The organism is Streptomyces sp. MB09-02B (genome assembly GCF_033794485.1).
Taxonomy (GTDB): Bacteria; Actinomycetota; Actinomycetes; order Streptomycetales; family Streptomycetaceae; genus Streptomyces.
The window spans coordinates 1-21,575 of the sequence record NZ_JARGEE010000042.1 but is presented as its reverse complement, the minus strand read 5'-3'; the positions used below and the strand labels follow the sequence as shown (position 1 = coordinate 21,575).

Sequence of the window (21,575 nt, the reverse complement as noted above, 5' to 3'; positions counted from 1 at the left end):
TCCGTTCGATGGGTGACGGGGGTCGGACGTACGGCGCGGTAACCGGCATTCTGGTAGGGCTTGGCGCACACAGCGCACAGGTGGTTTCAGGGATGGGGGCGTTCCAGTGGGCGGCAACGGCGGAAGCGGCACGAACGCTGAGAAGCGCCCGAACGAACTGCTCACTTCGTGGTTCGTCCGCAGCGGATGGTCCAAGGGCGAGCTCGCCCGGCAGGTGAACCGCCGGGCCCGCCAGCTCGGCGCCAACCACATCTCCACCGACACCTCCCGCGTGCGCCGGTGGCTCGACGGGGAGAACCCGCGCGAGCCGATCCCGCGGATCCTGTCCGAGCTGTTCTCCGAGCGGTTCGGCTGTGTCGTCGCCGTGGAGGACCTGGGCCTGCGCGCGGCGCACCGGTCCCCGTCCGTCTCCGGTGTCGACCTGCCCTGGACGGGCCCGCAGACCGTGGCGCTGATCAGCGAGTTCTCGCGCAGCGACCTGATGCTGGCGCGGCGCGGCTTCCTCGGGAGCTCGCTCGCCCTCTCCGCGGGCCCGGCCCTCATCGAGCCGATGCAGCGGTGGCTCGTCCCCTCGCCGCCCGCCCCGCGCGCGGAGCCCGAGCCGTCGCCCGCCGCGCGCCGCGTCGGCCGGCTCTCCCAGCCGGAGCTGGACCTCCTGGAATCCACCACGGTGATGTTCCGGCAGTGGGACGCCCAGTGCGGCGGCGGTCTGCGCCGCAAGGCGGTCGTCGGCCAGCTGCACGAGGTGACCGACCTCCTCCAGGAGCCGCAGCCCGAGGCCACCACCCGGCGACTGTTCAAGGTCGCCGCCGAACTGGCCGAGCTGGCCGGCTGGATGAGCTACGACATCGGCCTGCAGCCCACCGCCCAGAAGTACTTCGTCCTCGCCCTGCACGCGGCCAAGGAGGCCGGCGACAAGCCCCTCGGCTCGTATGTCCTGTCCAGCATGAGCCGGCAGATGATCCACCTCGGCCGCCCCGACGACGCGCTCGAACTGATCCATCTCGCCCAGTACGGCAGCCGTGACTGCGCGAGCCCGCGCACCCAGTCGATGCTGTATGCGATGGAGGCCCGCGCCTACGCCAACATGGGCCAGCCCGGGAAGTGCAAACGGGCCGTGCGGATGGCCGAGGACGTCTTCGCGGACGCCGAGGAGTGGGACGACCCGGATCCTGACTGGATCCGCTTCTTCAACGAGGCCGAACTGCACGGCGAGAACAGCCACTCCTACCGCGACCTCGCCTATGTCGCCGGCCGCAGCCCCACGTACGCCTCGCTGGCCGAGCCCGTGATGCGCCGGGCCGTCGACCTCTTCGCCACGGACACCGAACACCAGCGGTCGTACGCGCTGAACCTCATCGGCATGGCCACCGTGCACCTGCTCCAGCGTGAGCCCGAGCAGGGCGCCTGCATGGCCAAGGAGGCCATGGACGTCGCGCGCAAGGTCCGCTCCGAGCGCGTCAACACCCGTATCCGCAAGACCGTCGACACGGCCGTACGCGATTTCGGTGGTCTCGCCGAGGTCGTGGACCTCACCGACCAGCTCGCCGTCCACCTCCCCGAGACCGCCGAAGCGGTCTGACCCGGCCCGGCGCACCGCCGGGCCCCCTCCACGCCGACCGCGGCCGGCCATCCCGAACTGCCCGACTCGGCTCCCCCATGCCAGGTCATCGGATGGTCTGCCGCGGCCGGTCCGCTCGGGGCGTCGCACCAAAGATTCCCTCGGAAGTTCCATCGGATACGAAACCGTTATCCGCCGAGGGCCCCACAGAGCCTGGGCCCCACACGGGATGCATCCCTCCGCGATTCACGTTTCACCTGTCTGTAACGTGATGGGTGCCTTCGTCACCTCCGGGAAACATTTCCAAACTCCCGGCGAAACGGTGCTGCGTCAGTCTCCTCAGCACAGTCGGCCCTCCCCGATAGCTCCCCAGCTTCAGCATCCGCACGGGCCGTTCCGACCACGAGGAGATACCGGCATTGAACGGCACAGATACCGGATTCGTATTGATCAGTGCGGCGCTCGTCATGGTGATGACGCCGGGCCTGGCGCTCTTCTACGGCGGCATGGTCCGTGCCAAGAGCGTGCTGAACATGCTGATGATGTCCTTCATCTCACTGGGCATCGTCAGCATCCTGTGGGTGCTGTACGGCTACTCGCTCGCGTTCAGCGGTGACATCGGCCACTTCATCGGCAACCTCGACGCCATCGGTCTCAAGGGCATCGACGTCACGAGCACCGTCGACAGCTTCGTCACCAACGCCAAGGGCGAACCGCACCAGATCGCCGCGTTCTCGTTCATCCTCTTCCAGATGCTGTTCGCGGTGATCACCCCGGCCCTGATGAGCGGCGCGCTCGCCGACCGCGTCAAGTTCAGCGCCTGGATGATCTTCGTCGCGCTCTGGGTCACCCTCGCGTACTTCCCGGTCGCGCACTGGGTCTGGGCGCCGGGCGGCTGGCTCTTCGACATGGGCGTCATCGACTTCGCCGGTGGTACGGCGGTCCACATCAACGCCGGTATCGGCGCGCTCGCCGCGGTCCTCGTCGTGGGCAAGCGGATCGGCTTCAAGAAGGACCCGATGCGGCCGCACAGCCTGCCGCTGGTCCTGATCGGCACCGCCCTGCTCTGGTTCGGCTGGTTCGGCTTCAACGCCGGCTCCTGGCTCGGTGTCGACGGCACCACCGCCCGGATGGCCATCAACACGCAGATCGCCACTGCCGCGGCCATCATCGGCTGGCTGATCTACGAGCGCATCCGCCACGGCGCGTTCACCACCCTCGGTGCCTGCTCCGGCGCCGTCGCGGGCCTCGTCGCGATCACCCCGTCCGGCGGTCACGTCAACGCCTTCGGCGCCATCCTGATCGGTGTCGTCGCCGGCGCTGTCTGCTCCTGGGCCGTCAGCCTCAAGTACAAGCTCGGCTACGACGACTCCCTCGACGTCGTCGGCGTCCACCTGGTCGGCGGTGTCATCGGCACCCTGATGGTCGGCTTCCTCGCCACCGAGGCAGGCGGCTGGGACCAGTTCGGCAAGCAGGCCACCGGCGCCTTCTCCGTCATGGGCTACACCTTCGTGGTGACCTGGCTCATCGCCTTCGCCATCCAGAAGACGATCGGCTTCCGGGCGTCCGAGGAGGACGAGGTCACCGGTGTCGACCAGGCCCTGCACGCCGAGACCGCGTACGACTTCAGCTCGGCCGCCGGTTCGCACATCTCCGCCAGCACCACGAGCAGCGTCGCTGCCGCCACTGAGAGCAAGAAGGTCGAGGCATGAAGCTGATCACCGCGGTCGTCAAGCCGCACCGGCTCGACGAGATCAAGGAAGCCCTGCAGGCCTTCGGGGTGCACGGACTTACGGTGACCGAGGCCAGTGGGTACGGTCGGCAGCGGGGACACACCGAGGTGTACCGCGGCGCCGAGTACACGGTCGACCTGGTTCCCAAGATCCGGATCGAGGTTCTGGCCGAGGACGACGACGCCGAACAGCTGATCGACGTCATCGTCAAGGCCGCCCGCACCGGCAAGATCGGTGACGGCAAGGTCTGGTCCCTCCCGGTCGAGACGGCCGTACGGGTCCGGACCGGCGAGCGCGGCCCGGACGCGCTCTGACCGAAGAGAAGAACAGGAGTCACTGGGTGACGAGTACGGACGTACGTACGGATGCAGAGGACTCGGGACCCAGCGGCTATGCGGCGGCCCGGCTGCGCCTCCTCCAGGAGGAGGCGCAGTCCGGGCCGCCGCGCCGTTCGGCCCTGTCCGAGCTGACCGACGACTGGCTGGCCGGCCTCTTCGGAGCGGGGACCGCCGAGCCGCGCGGGGTCTCCCTCGTGGCCGTCGGGGGATACGGGCGCGGCGAGCTGTCGCCCCGCAGCGACCTGGATCTGCTGCTCCTGCACGACGGGTCCGACGACGCGGCGGTGGCCGCCCTGGCCGACCGCATCTGGTACCCCGTCTGGGACCTGGGACTGGCCCTCGACCACTCCGTGCGCACCCCCGCCGAAGCCCGCAAGACGGCCGGCGAGGACCTCAAGGTGCACCTCGGGCTGCTGGACGCCCGCCACATCGCCGGTGACCTGGGCCTGACCGCCGGGCTGCGGACCTCCGTCCTCGCCGACTGGCGCAACCAGGCGCCCAAACGCCTCCCGGAGCTCCAGGAGCTGTGCGCCGAACGGGCCGAGCGGCAGGGCGAGCTGCAGTACCTGCTGGAACCCGACCTCAAGGAGGCGCGCGGCGGGCTGCGCGACGCCACCGCCCTGCGCGCCGTCGCCGCCTCCTGGCTCGCGGACGCCCCGCGCGAGGGGCTCGCCGACGCACGGCGCCGCCTCCTCGACGTACGGGACGCGCTCCATCTCGCCACCGGGCGCGCGACCGACCGGCTCGCGCTCCAGGAACAGGACCAGGTCGCCGCCGAGCTGGGGCTCCTGGACGCCGACACCCTGCTGCGCCAGGTGTACGAGGCGGCGCGGGTCATCTCGTACGCCAGCGATGTGACCTGGCGTGAAGTGGGGCGCGTGCTGCGGTCGCGCGCCGTGCGACCCCGGCTGCGCGCCATGCTGGGCGGCGGGAAGCCCGCTCCCGAGCGGTCGCCGCTGGCCGAGGGCGTGGTCGAGCAGGACGGCGAGGTCGTGCTCGCGCGCGCCGCCCGGCCCGAGCGGGATCCGGTGCTGCCCCTGCGCGCCGCCGCCGCTGCCGCCCAGGCCGGACTGCCGCTGTCCCTGCACGCCGTACGCCGCCTCGCGGCCACCGCCCGGCCGCTGCCGACGCCCTGGCCGGCGGAGGCGCGCGAGCAACTCGTCACCCTGCTGGGCTCCGGGCGTCCGACCGTCGATGTCTGGGAGGCGCTGGAGGCCGAAGGCCTGATCACCCACCTGCTGCCCGACTGGGAGCGGGTGCGCTGCCGGCCGCAGCGCAACGCCGTGCACATCTGGACCGTCGACCGGCACCTCATCGAGACCGCGGTCCAGGCCTCCGAGATGACCCGCCGGGTGCATCGGCCCGACCTGCTGCTCGTCGCCGCGCTGCTGCACGACATCGGCAAGGGCTGGCCCGGCGACCACTCCGTCGCGGGCGAGATCATCGTCAAGGACGTGGCCGCCAGGATCGGCTTCGACCGCGAGGACGTGGCGGTCCTCTCCACCCTCGTACGCCACCATCTGCTTCTCGTCGACACGGCCACCCGGCGTGACCTGGAGGACCCGGCCACCGTCCGTTCGGTGGCCGACGCCGTCGGATCGCCGGGCACGCTCGAACTGCTGCACGCGCTGACCGAGGCGGACGCGCTGGCCACCGGGCCCGCCGCCTGGTCGTCGTGGCGGGCCTCGCTCGTGACCGAACTGGTCCAGCGGGTCGACGCGCTGTTCGCCGGCGACGAGCCGGAGGAGCCGGAGCCCGGCGAGACCAGCGCCGAGCAGGAGCGGCTCGCCATCGAGGCGTTCCGCACGGGCGGGCCGGTGCTGTCGCTGCGCGCGCGGCCGGACGAGACCGTCGTCGCCACCGAGGAGAAGGACGAGAAGGCCGATCCCGAGCCGCTCGGCGTGGAACTCCTCATCGCCGTGCCCGACCAGGCGGGTGTCCTGCCCGCCGTCGCCGGTGTGCTCGCCATGCACCGGCTCACCGTGCGCACGGCCGAGCTGGGGACCTTCGACCTCCCGGACGGCGTCGAGGGCTCGGTCCTGCTGTTGAACTGGCGGGTGGCCGCCGAGTACGGCTCCCTGCCGCAGGCCGCCCGGCTCCGCTCCGACCTCGTACGGGCACTGGACGGCTCCCTGGACATCGCCGGACGGCTGGCCGAGCGGGACGCGGCCTACCCCCGGCGGCGCGGCGTGGTCGCGCCTCCGCCGCGCGTCACGGTGGCCGCGGCGGCCTCACGGCACGCCACGGTCATCGAGGTCCGCGCCCAGGACGCGCCCGGGTTGCTGCACCGGATCGGGCGGGCGTTGGAGGACGCGCACGTACGCGTGCGCAGCGCGCACGTCAGCACGCTGGGCGCCAACGCCGTGGACGCCTTCTACGTCACGGGGCCGGAGGGAGCACCGCTGCCGGGCGACGAGGCGGTCTCGGTGGCGCGGAAGCTGGAGGAGGCCCTGCGCGGCTGAGCAGGTCGGGTACGGGGCCGTCCGGTTCCGTACCCGAAGCGGTCGGGCTCCGTCACCGTTGTCCACAGGGGTGGAGACCCGACCACACCCAGACAGATACCCTGGAGGGCAGCCCACACTGCCCCCGACTCCGAGGACCGACACCGCCGTGTTCGATACGCTCTCCGATCGCCTCTCAGCGACTTTCAAGAACCTGCGCGGCAAGGGGCGCCTCTCCGAGGCGGACATCGACGCCACGGCGCGCGAGATCCGCATCGCGCTCCTGGAGGCGGACGTCGCGCTTCCGGTCGTCCGGGCTTTCATCAAGAACGTCAAGGAGCGCGCGCTCGGCGCCGAGGTCTCCAAGGCGCTCAACCCCGCCCAGCAGGTCCTCAAGATCGTCAACGAGGAGCTGGTCGGCATCCTCGGCGGCGAGACCCGCCGTCTGCGCTTCGCCAAGCAGCCGCCGACCGTGATCATGCTCGCGGGTCTCCAGGGTGCCGGTAAGACGACCCTCGCGGGCAAGCTGGGCCGCTGGCTGAAGGAGCAGGGCCACTCGCCGCTCCTCGTCGCCTGTGACCTTCAGCGCCCGAACGCCGTGAACCAGCTCAGCGTGGTCGCCGAGCGCGCCGGCGTCGCGGTCTACGCCCCCGAGCCGGGTAACGGCGTGGGCGACCCGGTCAAGGTCGCCAAGGACTCCATCGAGTTCGCGAAGTCGAAGGTCCACGACATCGTGGTCGTCGACACCGCGGGCCGCCTGGGCATCGACCAGGAGATGATGCAGCAGGCCGCCGACATCCGGGACGCGGTCTCCCCGGACGAGATCCTCTTCGTCGTCGACGCGATGATCGGTCAGGACGCCGTCAACACGGCGGAGGCCTTCCGCGACGGCGTCGGCTTCGACGGCGTCGTTCTCTCCAAGCTCGACGGCGACGCCCGCGGTGGTGCCGCCCTGTCGATCGCCTCGGTCACCGGCAAGCCGATCATGTTCGCGTCGAACGGCGAGAAGCTCGACGAGTTCGACGCGTTCCACCCGGACCGGATGGCCTCCCGCATCCTCGACATGGGTGACCTGCTCACCCTGATCGAGCAGGCGGAGAAGACCTTCAGCCAGGAAGAGGCCGCCAAGATGGCCTCCAAGCTGGCGTCCAAGAAGGGGCAGGACTTCACGCTCGACGACTTCCTGGCCCAGATGGAGCAGGTCAGGAAGATGGGCAGCATCAGCAAGCTGCTCGGCATGCTGCCCGGCATGGGGCAGATCAAGGACCAGATCAACAACATCGACGAGCGCGACGTCGACCGCACGGCCGCGATCATCAAGTCGATGACCCCGGCCGAGCGCCAGGAGCCGACGATCATCAACGGCTCGCGCCGCGCCCGTATCGCCAAGGGCTCCGGTGTCGAGGTCAGCGCGGTGAAGAACCTCGTCGAGCGGTTCTTCGAGGCCCGCAAGATGATGTCCCGCATGGCCCAGGGCGGCGGCATGCCCGGGATGCCGGGTATGCCCGGCATGGGTGGCGGTCCCGGCCGGAGCAAGAAGCAGCCCAAGCAGGCCAAGGGCAAGCAGCGCTCGGGCAACCCGATGAAGCGCAAGCAGCAGGAGCAGGAGGAGGCCGCGCGCCGGGCCGCCGCGGCCCAGGGCGGCGCCCTCGGCCTGCCGGGCCAGCAGACCCCTCAGGACTTCGAACTGCCGGACGAGTTCAAGAAGTTCATGGGCTGACCGCAGTTCCGCGGGGACCAACGGCGGACGCCGCGTGACCGGCCGGGGGGTGTGGCCGGGCGCGCGGCGCCGGGTGCCGTGTGCGTGACGGCAGGGTGTGGTATCGCTCGTGGTGCTCCCGCTGGCAACTCCCGTACGCGGATGTGTTGTTCCCCTGGACGATGCGTCAGGTTAGGCGCATGGCACGGCACTTGCCCAAGAGAAAGCGCCACCCGCCCGCTTTCTTCACGCCATTCACAACACCGTTCACACCCGCGTCGGAAGATGCCGCGAAGACCTCCTCAGGGCGTCCGCGCGATCAGGTAGCGGAACACGTTCGGCATCCAGACCGTCCCGTCCCGGCGGCGGTGCGGATGCAATGCCTCGGTCAGCTCCTTGTCCACCTGCTCCTGGTCGGTGGCCCCGATCGCCGCGTCGAACAGGCCGGTCGACAGCAGCCCCCGTACGGCGTTGTCCACGTTGGCATACCCGAAGGGGCAGGCCACGCGTCCGGAGCCGTCCGGCTTCAGGCCGGCCCGCTGGGCGACCTCCTCCAGGTCGTCCCGCAGCGCCGGGCGCCAGCTGCCGGCGCTGCGCAGGGGATCGGCGAGCTTCGTGGCGACGCGGAGCACGCCGGACGTGGTGCAGCGCTCCGGGGGACCCCAGCCGGCGAGGACGACGGGGGTGCCGCGTTCCGCGAGCGGGGTGGCCGCGGCGAGCAGTTCACCGAGACCCTCGGAGTCGCCGGCCAGGCAGCCGATCGGCTCGAAGGCGGTCACCAGGTTGTAGAGCGGTTCGCCGGGCGCGCGGGCCACGTCCTCGGGGTCACCTCCGACGACCCGGGCGCCGGGGCACGCGCGCGTGACCCAGGGCTCCGGCCGCAGCCGCTCCCGCGCCAGTACCGCTCTCTCCGGCGCCGCCGAGTCGACGCCGGTGACCGCGGCTCCCCGCCCCGCCGCCATCAGCAGCGCGAGCCCCGACCCGCAGCCGAGGCCGAGCAGTCGCGTACCGGTACCGACGTCGAGCCGCCGGTACACGGCCTCGTACAGCGGTACCAGCATCCGTTCCTGGATCTCCGCCCAGTCACGCGCGCGTGCACACCGGTCCACGCGGGGTGCGGTCCCCGCGCGAGGCAGTTGCTGCCGCACGAGCGTAGGTGTCATATCGAAAGCGCCCCAATCCGCCGTGAGTTGCCGTTGCCGGATTTCCTGGCCCCCGTGGCAGTGCGCGCTCGCACTCCCCCCGTATGCCAGGTAACTCCGCACCCGGCGAGTCGTCCAGGGGTCTCGGACACCGTTCTGTGAACTGTCCAGGGAAGGAAAAAAGAATTCACATCGTCGCAATATGCCCCCGTACCATTCCGCCATGGCAAAGGCACCCGTACTCACGTCCCGCGCGGACGACTTCCCGCGCTGGTACCAGGATCTGATCACCAAGGCCGAGCTGGCGGACAACGGTCCGGTGCGCGGCACCATGGTCATCCGACCGTACGGCTACGGGCTGTGGGAGCGGATGCAGCAGGAGATGGACGCCCGGATCAAGGAGACGGGGACGCAGAACGCGTACTTCCCGCTCTTGATCCCGCAGTCGTACCTCACCCGCGAGGCCGAGCACGTCGAGGGCTTCGCGCCCGAGCTGGCCGTCGTGACGCACGGCGGCGGCAAGGAACTCGAAGAGCCCGCCGTGGTCCGCCCCACCTCCGAGATGATCATCAACGAGTACTTCTCGAAGTGGGTGCAGAGCTACCGTGACCTGCCGCTGCTGATCAACCAGTGGGCCAACGTGGTCCGTTGGGAGCTGCGTCCCCGTCTCTTCCTCCGCACGAGCGAATTCCTCTGGCAGGAGGGCCACACGGCGCACGCGACGTACGAGGAGGCGCGCGACTTCGCCGCGCACATCCACCGGGAGGTCTACGAGGACTTCATGGTGAACGTCCTCGCGATGGACGTCGTCCCGGGCCGCAAGACGGTCAAGGAGCGCTTCGCCGGCGCGATCAACACCCTCACGCTCGAAGGCATGATGGGCGACGGCAAGGCCCTGCAGATGGCCACCAGCCACGAACTCGGCCAGAACTTCGCCAGGGCCTTCAACACCCGGTACCTGTCGAAGGACGGCACACAGGAACTCGTCTGGCAGACCTCCTGGGGATCCACCACCCGCATGATCGGCGCCCTGGTGATGATGCACGGCGACGACCACGGCCTCCGCGTTCCGCCCCGGCTGGCCCAGGTTCAGGCCGTAGTCGTCGCGATCAAGGGTGACGACGCGGTTCTGGCCAAGGTCCGCGACATCGGAGCGCGGCTGAAGGCGGCGGGTGTCCGCGTCCAGGTGGACGACCGCACGGACGTCCCGTTCGGCCGTCGGGCCGTCGACTGGGAGCTGAAGGGCGTTCCCGTACGCATCGAGGTCGGCCCCCGTGACCTGGAGAACGGCACCGCGATGCTCGCCCGCCGCATCCCGGGCGGCAAGGAGCCGGTCGCCCTCGACTCGCTCGCGCACCTGCTCCCCACCGTCCTGGAGGAGGACCAGGCGCTGCTGCTGCGGCAGTCACGCGAGCGGCGCGAGTCCCGGACCACCGAGGTGGCCACGCTCGACGAGGCGATCGAGGCGGCCACGGCCGGCGGCTGGGCGCGGATCCCCTGGTCGACGCTGGGCGAGGACGGCGAGAACCGGCTCGGGGAGCACGCGGTGACCGTAAGGTGTCTGGTCGCCGAGGACGGGTCGGTGCCCGACTCCTACGACGCACCCGGTAACGTCGCCGTCGTAGCGCGCGCTTACTAGAGCACCCCGTTCCGCCGGGAGAGCGACCGAAACGTCCCTTGCGCATCTGCCGAACCCAGGGGCCCCGGCGCGCGGACCTCGTCTACGCGCCGGGGCGTACGGGGGACTACGTACCGCCTTGTGGCGAGCTGCGAGCCTTCTCCGCAGATCAGCGCACCCGCCCTCGTCAGGACGCACTAGTGGCAACTGACGGGTACGTGCAAATTATTTGGGATGGCCCGGAATCGGAACACAGGGGCACTCAGGCTCGTTGTCATTACGTGAGCACGACACAGACACCACCTGTTCTCGCCGCAGAACTGGCACAGGCGTGGGCCGACATTCAACGGCACCACCCCGAGCTGCCGGATCTTGCCGCTCCCGAGTCCCTGATCGGAGAGTCGTCGTCCGCTTGCGGGCACGAACTCTCCTTCGAGCGACTGCTCCATGAGGCAGTCCATGGCATCGCCGCCGCGCGTGGGGTCCGCGACACCTCACGCGCCGGCCGGTACCACAACCGCAGATTCCTCGCGATCGCCGAGGAGCTCGGCCTCGACCACCCCGAGGAACCGCATCCCAGCAGCGGTTTCTCGCTGGTCACGCTGAACCCCGAGGCCAAGCGTCGCTACCGCCCGACCATCGACAGACTGCAGCGCGCGCTCAAGGCCCACACAGCGGCGACCTCCGCGGACACGGCCCGCAGTTTCCGGGGCCCGGCCGCCCGGCACGGCTCCTCCGGTGGCGGGGTCCGCGTCAAGGCCGTCTGCGACTGCGGCCGCAACGTCCGCGTCGTCCCGTCCGTACTCGCCCAGGCCCCCATCGTCTGCGGCGGCTGCGGCAAGCCCTTCCGGATCCCGGAGGTCGTGGGCGCGGCGTGAGGCGAGGGCGAGCCGAGAAGACAGCGAGCTGAACTGGCGGCTGCTCGTGGCAGCCGTATCGGTTTCGCGGTCGGTCAGTGGTCCGCCCTTGCCGCGGGCAGTCGTGCCGCTGGACGTGGCACGGGTGGATGCGGGCGGCACCCGGTGAACGAGTCCCTGGCGCCGGGTGCCGCTTCGGCATGACCGCGCGCGGACCCGGTCAGAGGGGAACCCCGGCGTGTGGCACAATGGCTAGCTGTACTCGACAGTCGCACAGGACCCCTCTCTCCTCCGGCTGACGCGTCCATCGGGCACTCGGGTACCGCAACCCCACGCGGCTTTCTCGCCGTGCCCAACCACGTCAAATCCAGGAGAACCCACTCCCGTGGCAGTCAAGATCAAGCTGAAGCGTCTGGGCAAGATCCGTTCGCCTCACTACCGCATCGTCGTCGCCGACTCCCGCACCCGTCGTGACGGTCGTGCGATCGAGGAGATCGGCAAGTACCACCCGACGTACCACCCGTCGGTCATCGAGGTCGACGAGGAGCGCGTCGCGTACTGGCTGGGTGTCGGCGCGCAGCCGACCGAGCCCGTGCTCGCCATCCTGAAGAAGACCGGCGACTGGCAGAAGTTCAAGGGCGAGCCCGCTCCGGCGCCGCTCCTCGTGGCTCAGCCGAAGTCCTCCCGCCCGTCGTTCGAGGCCCTGGGCGGCGACGACGAGGGCAAGGGTGAGGCGATCACCCAGAAGAAGAAGGCCGAGAAGAAGGACGAGGCTGCCGCCGAGTCCGAGTCGACCGAGGCCTGAGCATGCTCGAGGAGGCTCTCGAGCACCTCGTCAAGGGCATCGTCGACTACCCCGACGACGTGCAGGTCGCTTCCCGCAACCTGCGCCGCGGGCGGGTACTCGAGGTCCGGGTCCACCCCGACGACCTCGGCAAGGTGATCGGCCGTAACGGCCGTACCGCCCGCGCCCTGCGTACCGTCGTGGGCGCCATCGGCGGCCGCGGTGTCCGCGTCGACCTCGTCGACGTGGACCACGTCCGCTGACGAACATCGCAGCACCGGCTCGGGCCGGGGAGGGCCACTGGGCCGTCCCCGGCCCGTAGTCGTATGCGTGGTAAGAGTCGTATGCGTTGTATGAGTTGTATGACAGGAGATCGAGCACAGTGCAGCTCGTAGTCGCACGGATCGGCCGCGCCCACGGCATCAAGGGCGAGGTCACCGTCGAGGTCCGCACCGACGAACCGGAACTCCGGCTCGGCCCCGGCGCCGTCCTGCTCACGGACCCCGCCTCGACGGGGCCCCTCACCATCGAGACCGGCCGCGTCCACAGCGGCCGGCTGCTCCTGCGCTTCGAGGGCGTCCGGGACCGCAACGCCGCCGAGGCCCTTCGCAACACCCTGCTGATCGCCGAGGTGGACCCGGAGGAGCTGCCGGAGGAAGAGGACGAGTACTACGACCACCAGCTGATGGACCTGGACGTGGTCACCAAGGACGGGGTCGAGGTCGGCCGGATCACCGAGATCTCACATCTGCCCTCCCAGGACCTGTTCATCGTCGAACGGCCCGACGGGAGCGAGGTGATGATCCCGTTCGTCGGGGAGATCGTCACCGAGATCGACCTGGAGGAGCAGAAGGCGGTCATCGACCCGCCGCCCGGTCTGATCGACGACCAGGCCGAGATCGCCTCCTCGCGGGACGCCGAGGATTCGGCGGACTCGGAGGACAAGGCCTGATGCGCCTCGACGTCGTCACGATCTTCCCCGAGTACCTCGAACCCCTGAACGTCTCCCTCGTCGGCAAGGCCCGCGCGCGCGGGCAGCTGGATGTGCACGTCCACGACCTGCGGGAATGGACGTACGACCGGCACAACACGGTCGACGACACCCCGTACGGCGGCGGCCCCGGCATGGTCATGAAGACCGACCCCTGGGGCGACGCCCTCGACGACGTGCTGGCCCAGGGGTACGAGGCGGGATCCGCCCGGCCCGCGCTCATCGTCCCCACCCCGAGCGGCCGCCCCTTCACCCAGGCGCTCGCCGTCGAACTCTCCGAGCGCCCCTGGTTGGTCTTCACGCCGGCGCGCTACGAGGGCATCGACCGGCGCGTGATCGACGAGTACGCCACCCGCATGCCGGTGTACGAGGTCTCCATCGGCGACTACGTCCTCGCCGGCGGCGAGGCGGCCGTCCTCGTCGTCACCGAGGCCGTGGCGCGGCTGCTGCCCGGCGTCCTCGGCAACGCCGAGTCCCACCGCGACGACTCCTTCGCGCCCGGCGCCATGGCCAACCTCCTGGAGGGGCCGGTCTACACCAAGCCCCCCGAGTGGCGCGGCCGGGACATCCCCGAGGTGCTGCTCAGCGGCCACCACGGCAGGATCGCGCGCTGGCGGCGGGACGAGGCGCTGAGGCGTACGGCCGCCAACCGGCCCGACCTCATCGAGCGCTGCGACCCCAAGGCCTTCGACAAGAAGGACCGCGAGATGCTCTCCATCCTGGGCTGGGCCCCGGATCCGGAGGGCGAACCGTACGGCCGATTTTGGCGGCGGCCGGAGGGCGTGGAACAATAGGCCGCTGTTGTGCGTCGTCCGGCGCGCGCCCCTGCCACAGGGGGACACGACGCCCGCCCCGACCCGGACAGCATCCTCTCGTAACACCTAGCTCCCGCCTATGACCTGTGGCATGGGCGAAGAAAGCAGACGAAATGTCTCACCTGCTCGACTCCCTCGACTCCGCGTCGCTGCGGAGCGACATCCCGGCCTTCCGCCCGGGTGACACCGTCAACGTCCACGTGCGCGTCATCGAGGGCAACCGCTCCCGTGTGCAGCAGTTCAAGGGCGTGGTCATCCGTCGCCAGGGCGCCGGTGTCCGCGAGACCTTCACGGTCCGCAAGGTCTCGTTCTCCGTCGGCGTCGAGCGCACCTTCCCGGTGCACACCCCGATCGTCGAGAAGATCGAGCTCGTCACCCGCGGTGACGTCCGTCGCGCAAAGCTGTACTACCTGCGCGAGCTGCGCGGCAAGGCGGCGAAGATCAAGGAGAAGCGCGACAACTGATCGCGCGTTCGAGTCACAAGAGGTCGTCACACCGGGGCCGGATACCATCTGGCCCCGATGGACACCGAAGCACAGCAGCACATGGAGCGCGACCGTTCCCCCCGCCCTTCCGGCGTCGAGGTCTCCGAGGAGATCTCCGACACAGGAGGGTCGGAGGAGCGGTCGCGTTTCGCATGGGTGGACCGCACCAGTGCGTGGGTGCCGGGTGGGAGATACACCCTGACCGTGCTGATCTGCCTGCTTTTTCTGGCGCTCTTCAGCAACTTCGTGATGCAGCCGTTCCAGATTCCCAGCAGCTCCATGGCCGGCTCATTGAGGATCGGGGACCGCGTTCTCGTAAATAAGTTGGCGTACCGTTTCGGATCTGAGCCGCAGCGCGGTGACGTCGTCGTGTTCGACGGCACCGGCTACTTCGGGAACGCCGACTACGTCAAGCGCGTTGTCGGCGTGGGGGGAGACCGGGTGGTCTGCTGCGACCAGGAGGGGAGGCTTGAGGTGAACGGCCGGTGGGTCGACGAGTCGTCGTTTCTGTACCCGGGCGACAGCCCGTCGAACGTCCCCTTCGACGTGGTCGTCCCCGAGGGCAGACTGTTCCTCCTCGGCGACCACCGCAGTGACTCCAGTGACTCCCGTGACCATCTGGGATCCCCCGGCGGCGGCATGGTCCCGCTCGGCTCTGTGATCGGCCGGGCCGAGTGGATCGCCTGGCCCGCCGACCACTGGACGCGTCTGGACCGCCCCGACGCGTACGCGCGCGTGCCCGCCGCCGGCGGTGCGCATGGGTAACCGGGGCAAACCCCGCGGTGCCGCTCCCAGTAGCGCAGCCGACAATCTGCTGCCCACCGGCACCCGGCGGTCCGGGGGTGCCGCCCGGCCGAGCCGGGTGGAGCGGCGCAGGCTCGCCCGCAAGATCAAGCGACGCAGACGGCGCTCCGCGGTCAAGGAGATCCCGCTCCTCGTCGGTGTCGCCGTCCTCATAGCCCTCGTCCTGAAGACCTTCCTCGTCCAGGCGTTCGTGATCCCGTCGGGCTCCATGGAGCAGACGATCCAGATCGGCGACCGGGTCCTGGTCGACAAACTCACGCCCTGGTTCGGCTCCAAACCCACCCGAGGGGACGTCGTCGTCTTCAAGGACCCGGGAGGCTGGCTGGAGGACGAGCAGACGACGGTCAGCGCCGAGGACCCGATCGTCATCAAGCAGATAAAGGAAGGCCTGCAGTTCATCGGCCTTCTCCCCTCCGACGACGAGAAGGACCTGATCAAGCGCGTCGTCGCGGTCGGCGGTGACACCGTCAAGTGCTGTGACACCCAGGGCCGCGTCACCGTCAACGGCATGCCCCTGGACGAGACGGCGTACATCCACCCCGGCAACCAGCCCTCGACCCAGCGGTTCGAGGTGACCGTGCCGCAGGGCCGCCTCTGGGTGATGGGCGACCACCGGGAGAACTCCGCCGACTCGCGCGCCCATCAGTCCGACGATTCGAAGACGGCCCAGTTCGGCGGTACGGTGCCGGAGGCCTCCGTCGTCGGCCGGGCCGTCGTCATCGCCTGGCCGGTGGGCCACTGGGGGCAGTTGGAGGAGCCTGACACGTTCTCCGCCGTGCCGAGCGGGTCGACCATCGCCCTCGGCGCTTCGCATAGGGTGGCCCCCGCGGATCGAAACGGATTGATCCCCCTCCCGACCCCTGCGGAACTCCCGCTCGTTATGGGAGTGGTGGGCCTGCACCGGCTGTGGCGCGGGCGGCGGTACGGAGTGAGGAGTGGATGTGGGGGATTTGGCGGTCGGCGCACGGTCGGGACACGGTGGTTCCGAAGAACGGCCGGAGCGGTCCGACGAGGCGGCTTCCCCGGCCGCGGAGAACGTGGAGGACGTGGAGAACGCCGTGAATTCCGAAGGTCCCGTCGGTTCCGGGAGTGAGTCCCCGGACGGCGACGCAATGGACGGCGAGAACGGCGCCCGGACCTCGGCCGACGACGGCGACGGCGACCAGAACGAGCGGCCCAGGAAGAAGCAGCGCTCCTTCTGGAAGGAACTGCCGATCCTGATCGGTATCGCGCTGGTCCTGGCCCTGCTGATCAAGACGTTCCTGGTGCAGGCGTTCTCCATCCCCTCCGACTCGATGCAGAACACGCTGCAGGAGGGCGACCGGGTCCTGGTCGACAAGCTCACCCCGTGGTTCGGTTCGGAACCCGAGCGCGGCGAGGTAGTCGTCTTCCACGACCCGGACGGCTGGCTGAAGGGCGAGCCCACCCTGGAGCCCAACGCCGTGCAGCGGGTCCTCGGCTGGATCGGCCTGATGCCGTCCGCCGAGGAGAAGGACCTCATCAAGCGGGTCGTCGGCGTGGCCGGCGACACCGTGGAGTGCAAGGGCACCGGCCCGCTCAAGGTCAACGGCAAGGCGCTGAACGAGCCCTACGTGTACCCGAACAACACTCCCTGCACGGTCGACGACACCGGCGGCCAGTTCAAGGTGAAGGTGCCCGAGGGCAAAATCTGGGTCATGGGTGACCACCGACAGAACTCGCTGGACTCCCGCTACCACCAGAACGACAGCAACAAGGGCATGGTCCCCGTGAGCCAGGTCGTGGGCCGCGCCATCGTGGTCGCCTGGCCGCCCACGCGCTGGTCCACGCTGCCGGTTCCCGACACCTTCGACCAGAACCTGAGCGCCGCCGCCCCCGGCGCGCTCGGCCTCGCGGGCGCGGTGCCGCTGGTGCTGTGGCGTCGGCGCCGCCTTCTGGCCACCGAAAGCCCGAGGGTTTCTGGCACGGGTACCGCCGGGTAGGGTGCCGTCCCAGATCGCCGATCTTCCGTGGCCCGCTCGGGGCCCGGACGGTCGATTCTCCGACCTGGGGGAGCACTGGGATGAGCGGGACGACAAGTCGTACGGACGAGGGCCGCGGGCGGCTCGGCAGCAAGCTGTCGGGACTGGCCGTGGCCCTCGGCTGTGTGCTCTTCCTGGGCGGCTTCCTCTGGGGCGCGGTCGCCTACGCGCCCTACACCGTGCCCACCGACTCGATGTCCCCCACCATCACCTCCGGGGACCGCATACTCGCCGAGCGGGTGGACGGCTCCGAGATCAAGCGCGGCGACGTCGTGGTCTTCCGGCAGGAGACCTGGGGAAACGCCCCCATGGTGAAGCGCGTCGTCGCGGTGGGCGGTGACACGGTCGCCTGCTGCACCGACGGCAAGCTGACCGTCAACGGCAAGCAGATCGACGAGGGCTACCTCCCCGAGGGCCAGCAGGCCGAGCTGACCGGCATCCCGGAGATCACCGTCCCCAAGGGCCGGCTGTTCCTTCTCGGTGACGAGCGCAGCGGCTCCCTGGACTCCACCGCCCACCTCACGGAGGCGGGCAACGGCACGGTGCCGCGCAACCACGTGGACGCGCGCGTGGACGCCGTCGTCTGGCCCATGGACGGCATGCTGGCCCGCCCCACGGGCTTCGAGAAGCTGGGCGCGCTCTCCTCTCCCGGTCCGCTGCGGCTGATCACCGCCGCGTTGGTCGTGGGCATGGCGCTCGTGCTGGGCGGCGCGGCCTACGGGCCCGTCGCCAAGCGGCTCGGCGGACGCGGCCGTACGACGCGGTCGGAGCCGGCCGGTGTCGCCTGAGGGTGCCAGCGGTCGGAGCCGGCCGGTGTCGCCTGAAGGCGCCGACGGCACGTCCGGGGGCTCGTACGGGGACACCTACGAGGGTGGGCTGCGCAAGGTGGCCCGGGTGATCCTGCTGGATCCGCAGGAGCGCATCCTGCTGCTGCACGGGCACGAGCCGGACGATCCGGCCGACGACTGGTGGTTCACGCCCGGCGGCGGTGTGGAGGGCACGGAGACCCGCGAGGAGGCCGCCCTGCGGGAACTCGTCGAGGAGACCGGGATCACGGACGTGGAGCTCGGCCCCGTGCTCTGGTGGCGCAGGTGCTCCTTCCCCTTCGCTGGACGCCGCTGGGACCAGGACGAGTGGTACTACCTCGCCCGGACCCCGTATACGCACCGGGCGGCGCCCGTCGCGACGGGCCTCACGGAGCTGGAACGGCGCAGTGTGGCCGGAGCGCGCTGGTGGACGTGCGAGGAACTGGCACGGACGCATGAGACGGTGTATCCGACCAGACTCGCCGAACTGCTTCGCACACTGCTCGACGAGGGTCCCCCTGCCAGACCCGTGGTCCTCGACACCGAAATCGTCTAGAGGCTCGCGGGACTGGCGCACAATGGTGGGATCGCACGGCTGAAGGGGAACATGCCATGAGCGCCGAGGACCTCGAGAAGTACGAGACCGAGATGGAGCTGAAGCTCTACCGGGAGTACCGCGATGTCGTCGGTCTGTTCAAATACGTGATCGAGACCGAGCGGCGTTTTTATCTCACCAACGACTATGAGATGCAGGTGCACTCGGTCCAGGGTGAGGTGTTCTTCGAGGTGTCGATGGCAGACGCCTGGGTGTGGGACATGTACCGGCCCGCTCGGTTCGTGAAGCAGGTGCGGGTGCTCACGTTCAAGGACGTGAACATCGAGGAGCTGAACAAGAGCGATCTGGAGTTGCCGGGCAGCTGAGGGCAGCGGAGGGCAGTCGGAAAGCCCGAGCGCTTTTCGTTCGTGTGGGTGATGAAGATATCCACAATCGGCTGTTTGTCCACCAAGATCCAATAGCGGGCTGGGCTGCCCTCAGTGTTGGCGCCGGAGGTGGTGCCGACATGAGCAAGGCACGAGGCGGCGATGCGCGCCGAAGCGATGCACGAGGCGACGCGCGAGACGACGGGACCCGAGGCAACAAGGCCCGGGGCGCGCTCGGCAAGTACGGCGAGGAGCTGGCCGCACGGCGGCTGATCGCGGCCGGGATGACGGTCCTGGAGCGCAACTGGCGTGGCGGGCGGTCCGGCGAGATCGACATCGTGGCGCGGGACGGGGACGCCCTGGTCGTCTGCGAGGTGAAGACCCGCAGGGCCGGCCCCTTCGAACACCCCATGGCGGCCGTCACGACGACCAAGGCCGAACGGCTGCGCGGCCTGGCCGAACGCTGGCTCCAAGAACACGGGGGGAGCCCGCCGGGCGGGGTCCGCATCGACGTCGTCGGCGTCGTCCTCCCCGACCGCGGCGCCCCCGTCGTGGAGCACGTCCGGGGGGTGGTCTGATGGGATTCGCCCGCACGTGCTCCGTGGCCCTCGTCGGTGTCGAGGGGGTCGTCGTCGAGGTCCAGGCCGACCTGGAACCGGGCGTGGCGGCCTTCACGCTGGTGGGGCTGCCGGACAAGAGCCTGACGGAGAGCAAGGATCGGGTCAGGGCGGCGGTGGTCAACTCGGGCGCCGAATGGCCGCAGAAGAAGTTGACGGTGGGGCTCAGTCCGGCATCGGTGCCGAAGGCGGGCAGTGGCTTCGACCTGGCGGTGGCCTGTGCGGTGCTGGGGGCCTCCGAGCGGATCGATCCGAGGGTGCTCTCCGACATCGTGATGATCGGGGAGCTCGGACTCGACGGCCGGGTCCGGCCGGTCCGGGGCATCCTGCCCGCGGTCCTGGCCGCCGCCGAGGCCGGATACGAGCAGGTGGTGGTGCCGGAATGCGCAGCGGCAGAGGCTTCACTGGTGCCTGGTGTCTCGGTACTGGGTGTGCGCACCCTGCGGCAACTGATCGCCGTGCTCGCGGACGAACCCGTGCCGGACGAGGAGCCCGACGAGGGACGCCCGGACCCACTCATGGCGGGGCTCCGGCTGCCGGGCGCGGGGGCGGCCACCGGGGTGCACACGGCGGGGGCCGCGCAGCAGGACCAGGGCCATGACCTGGCCGATGTCGTCGGTCAGCTCGCGGCTCGGACCGCCGTGGAGGTCGCCGCGGCAGGTGGGCACCACCTCTTCCTGGAAGGCCCGCCGGGGGCGGGCAAGACGATGCTCGCCGAGCGGCTGCCGACCATCCTGCCGAAGCTGACCCGGGAGGACTCGCTGGAAGTCACGGCGGTCCACTCGATCGCCGGTCTGCTGCCTGCCGGGAAGCCCCTGGTCGACGACGCGCCCTACTGTGCCCCCCACCACTCGGCCACGATGCAGTCCCTGGTCGGCGGCGGCCAGGGGATCGCCCGCCCGGGAGCGGTCTCTCTCGCCCACCGCGGGGTGCTTTTCCTCGACGAGACTCCTGAGTTCAGCGGTCAGGCCCTGGACGCCCTGCGGCAGCCGCTGGAGGCGGGGCATGTCGTCATCGCGCGCAGCGCGGGAGTGGTCAGGTTCCCGGCGAAGTTCCTGATGGTCCTTGCCGCGAATCCCTGCCCCTGTGGCCGGTTCTCGCGGGCGGACGACCTCTGCGAGTGCCCGCCCGCGTCGATCCGCCGCTATCAGGCCCGCCTTTCCGGGCCGCTGCTGGACAGGGTCGACCTGCGAGTCGAGGTCGACCGGGTCACCCGGACCGAGCTCACCAGGCGTGGGACCCGGGGCGAGTCCACGGCGACGGTGGCGGACCGTGTGCGCTCCGCGAGGGAACGAGCGGCCGAACGTCTGCGAGGCACACCCTGGCGGACGAACAGTGAAGTGCCGGGGCGCGACCTCCGCAGCCGGTGGTACGCGGCCCCAGGCGCGATGGACGAGGCCGAGCGGTGCCTGGAGCGGGGTGTGCTGACCGCGCGCGGTCTGGACCGGGTGCTCCGGGTGGCCTGGACCATCGCGGACCTCGTCGGCCATGACCGCCCCGACGCGACGGACGTCAACCTGGGCCTGCAACTGCGTACCGGAGTCCCGCGTGGGGTCCCGATGGCGATCGGCGCGCTGACGTGATGCCCGACGGGTGTGGTGCATCGGCCGGTGTGCCATTGACGGGCGGCGGAGGGGTACCCGACGGCGAGCGGCTCGACCGGGCCTTTCTGGCCCGTGTCCTGGAACCCGGTGACGAACTCGGCGGGCGATGGCTGCGGGAGTTCGGGGCCCGGGAAGTGGTACGGAGGGTCTCCGGGGGCGGGCGGCCGCTGCCGGAGGCTTCCGAGAAGCGGTGGGCGGGTTTGCTCGCCCGAGCCGGACGCGCCGATCCTGTCGGCGACCCGAGCGTCAAGAACCAGGTGGTGCAGGGCCAGGGCGTCCTGTTCGGCCGGATCCACACCGGCGACGCGGTTGCCGTACAGGGCGTTGAGCGCCCCGCAGCCGACCGACTCGGCGAACTC

At 70.2% G+C, this 21,575-nt stretch carries 21 protein-coding genes and 1 pseudogene; 21 read left to right on the top strand and 1 reads right to left on the bottom strand.

Features of this window, described 5'->3' with window-relative positions:
* Nucleotides 1–106: 106 nt before the first annotated feature.
* The 5 genes from P1P70_RS09275 to ffh all read left to right on the top strand — a co-directional run bounded on the left by P1P70_RS09275 (nt 107) and on the right by ffh (nt 7,793).
* Entirely contained in the window at nt 107–1,582 is a 1,476-nt protein-coding gene (locus tag P1P70_RS09275; RefSeq protein ID WP_319236105.1) for a hypothetical protein, read from the top strand.
* A 398-nt stretch (nt 1,583–1,980) separates the two neighbouring features.
* Entirely contained in the window at nt 1,981–3,273 is a 1,293-nt protein-coding gene (locus P1P70_RS09270; RefSeq protein ID WP_319236104.1) for an ammonium transporter, read from the top strand.
* Entirely contained in the window at nt 3,270–3,608 is a 339-nt protein-coding gene (locus tag P1P70_RS09265; protein ID WP_003997576.1) for a P-II family nitrogen regulator, read from the top strand. The genes P1P70_RS09270 and P1P70_RS09265 overlap by 4 nt, the downstream gene beginning before the upstream one ends.
* Nucleotides 3,609–3,634: 26 nt before the next feature.
* Nucleotides 3,635–6,094: a [protein-PII] uridylyltransferase gene (locus P1P70_RS09260; RefSeq protein ID WP_319236103.1), complete on the top strand. Its 2,460-nt coding sequence runs from the start codon at nt 3,635–3,637 to the stop codon at nt 6,092–6,094.
* A gap of 148 nt (nt 6,095–6,242) precedes the next feature.
* Nucleotides 6,243–7,793: a signal recognition particle protein gene (ffh, locus tag P1P70_RS09255; RefSeq protein ID WP_319108964.1), complete on the top strand. Its 1,551-nt coding sequence runs from the start codon at nt 6,243–6,245 to the stop codon at nt 7,791–7,793.
* Between the two features lie 281 nt (nt 7,794–8,074).
* Here the strand turns inward: ffh and P1P70_RS09250 are convergent, their stop codons facing one another.
* Nucleotides 8,075–8,935: an SAM-dependent methyltransferase gene (locus tag P1P70_RS09250; protein ID WP_413471443.1), complete on the bottom strand. Its 861-nt coding sequence runs from the start codon at nt 8,933–8,935 to the stop codon at nt 8,075–8,077.
* Between the two features lie 202 nt (nt 8,936–9,137).
* On the opposite strand from P1P70_RS09250, the gene proS reads away from it, so the two are divergent.
* The 16 genes and pseudogenes from proS to P1P70_RS09170 all read left to right on the top strand — a co-directional run.
* Nucleotides 9,138–10,553 (top strand): proline--tRNA ligase, encoded by a 1,416-nt coding sequence (gene proS / locus P1P70_RS09245; RefSeq protein WP_319236101.1) that lies wholly within the window; start codon nt 9,138–9,140, stop codon nt 10,551–10,553.
* A 260-nt stretch (nt 10,554–10,813) separates the two neighbouring features.
* Nucleotides 10,814–11,410 (top strand): hypothetical protein, encoded by a 597-nt coding sequence (locus P1P70_RS09240; RefSeq protein ID WP_033526923.1) that lies wholly within the window; start codon nt 10,814–10,816, stop codon nt 11,408–11,410.
* A 364-nt stretch (nt 11,411–11,774) separates the two neighbouring features.
* Entirely contained in the window at nt 11,775–12,194 is a 420-nt protein-coding gene (gene rpsP, locus P1P70_RS09235) for a 30S ribosomal protein S16 (protein ID WP_033526924.1), read from the top strand.
* Nucleotides 12,195–12,196: 2 nt separating this feature from the next.
* Nucleotides 12,197–12,436, top strand: a complete 240-nt coding sequence (locus P1P70_RS09230) for an RNA-binding protein (RefSeq protein ID WP_033526925.1) — start codon at nt 12,197–12,199, stop codon at nt 12,434–12,436.
* Between the two features lie 119 nt (nt 12,437–12,555).
* Nucleotides 12,556–13,125, top strand: a complete 570-nt coding sequence (gene rimM / locus P1P70_RS09225) for a ribosome maturation factor RimM (protein WP_319236100.1) — start codon at nt 12,556–12,558, stop codon at nt 13,123–13,125.
* Nucleotides 13,125–13,958, top strand: a complete 834-nt coding sequence (trmD, locus tag P1P70_RS09220; RefSeq protein ID WP_319236098.1) for a tRNA (guanosine(37)-N1)-methyltransferase TrmD — start codon at nt 13,125–13,127, stop codon at nt 13,956–13,958. Before rimM ends, trmD begins: the two co-directional genes overlap by 1 nt.
* Nucleotides 13,959–14,092: 134 nt before the next feature.
* The gene (gene rplS, locus P1P70_RS09215) at nt 14,093–14,443 is read left to right on the top strand and encodes a 50S ribosomal protein L19 (protein WP_033526928.1); all 351 of its coding nucleotides are present in this window, start codon (nt 14,093–14,095) and stop codon (nt 14,441–14,443) included.
* A gap of 57 nt (nt 14,444–14,500) precedes the next feature.
* Entirely contained in the window at nt 14,501–15,229 is a 729-nt protein-coding gene (gene lepB / locus P1P70_RS09210) for a signal peptidase I (protein ID WP_319236096.1), read from the top strand.
* Nucleotides 15,222–16,361, top strand: coding sequence for a signal peptidase I (gene lepB, locus P1P70_RS09205; protein WP_319236094.1), 1,140 nt, complete (start codon nt 15,222–15,224; stop codon nt 16,359–16,361). Before lepB (P1P70_RS09210) ends, lepB (P1P70_RS09205) begins: the two co-directional genes overlap by 8 nt.
* Complete coding sequence (gene lepB / locus P1P70_RS09200; protein ID WP_319236092.1) at nt 16,327–17,229, top strand: signal peptidase I; 903 nt, start codon at nt 16,327–16,329, stop codon at nt 17,227–17,229. Before lepB (P1P70_RS09205) ends, lepB (P1P70_RS09200) begins: the two co-directional genes overlap by 35 nt.
* An 80-nt stretch (nt 17,230–17,309) precedes the next feature.
* Nucleotides 17,310–18,056, top strand: a complete 747-nt coding sequence (lepB, locus tag P1P70_RS09195; protein ID WP_319236090.1) for a signal peptidase I — start codon at nt 17,310–17,312, stop codon at nt 18,054–18,056.
* 25 nt (nt 18,057–18,081) lie between these two features.
* Nucleotides 18,082–18,630, top strand: coding sequence for an NUDIX hydrolase (locus tag P1P70_RS09190; protein WP_319236087.1), 549 nt, complete (start codon nt 18,082–18,084; stop codon nt 18,628–18,630).
* A gap of 56 nt (nt 18,631–18,686) precedes the next feature.
* The gene (locus tag P1P70_RS09185) at nt 18,687–18,995 is read left to right on the top strand and encodes a DUF2469 domain-containing protein (RefSeq protein ID WP_005311352.1); all 309 of its coding nucleotides are present in this window, start codon (nt 18,687–18,689) and stop codon (nt 18,993–18,995) included.
* Nucleotides 18,996–19,135: 140 nt separating this feature from the next.
* Nucleotides 19,136–19,573 carry a YraN family protein gene (locus P1P70_RS09180; RefSeq protein WP_319236085.1) on the top strand — a complete coding sequence of 146 codons (438 nt, stop codon included), beginning with the start codon at nt 19,136–19,138 and terminating at the stop codon, nt 19,571–19,573.
* Nucleotides 19,573–21,195 (top strand): YifB family Mg chelatase-like AAA ATPase, encoded by a 1,623-nt coding sequence (locus tag P1P70_RS09175; protein ID WP_319236083.1) that lies wholly within the window; start codon nt 19,573–19,575, stop codon nt 21,193–21,195. The genes P1P70_RS09180 and P1P70_RS09175 overlap by 1 nt, the downstream gene beginning before the upstream one ends.
* A pseudogene (locus tag P1P70_RS09170) lies at nt 21,195–21,575 on the top strand (hypothetical protein); the annotation flags it as partial. The gene P1P70_RS09175 and the pseudogene P1P70_RS09170, both read left to right, overlap by 1 nt.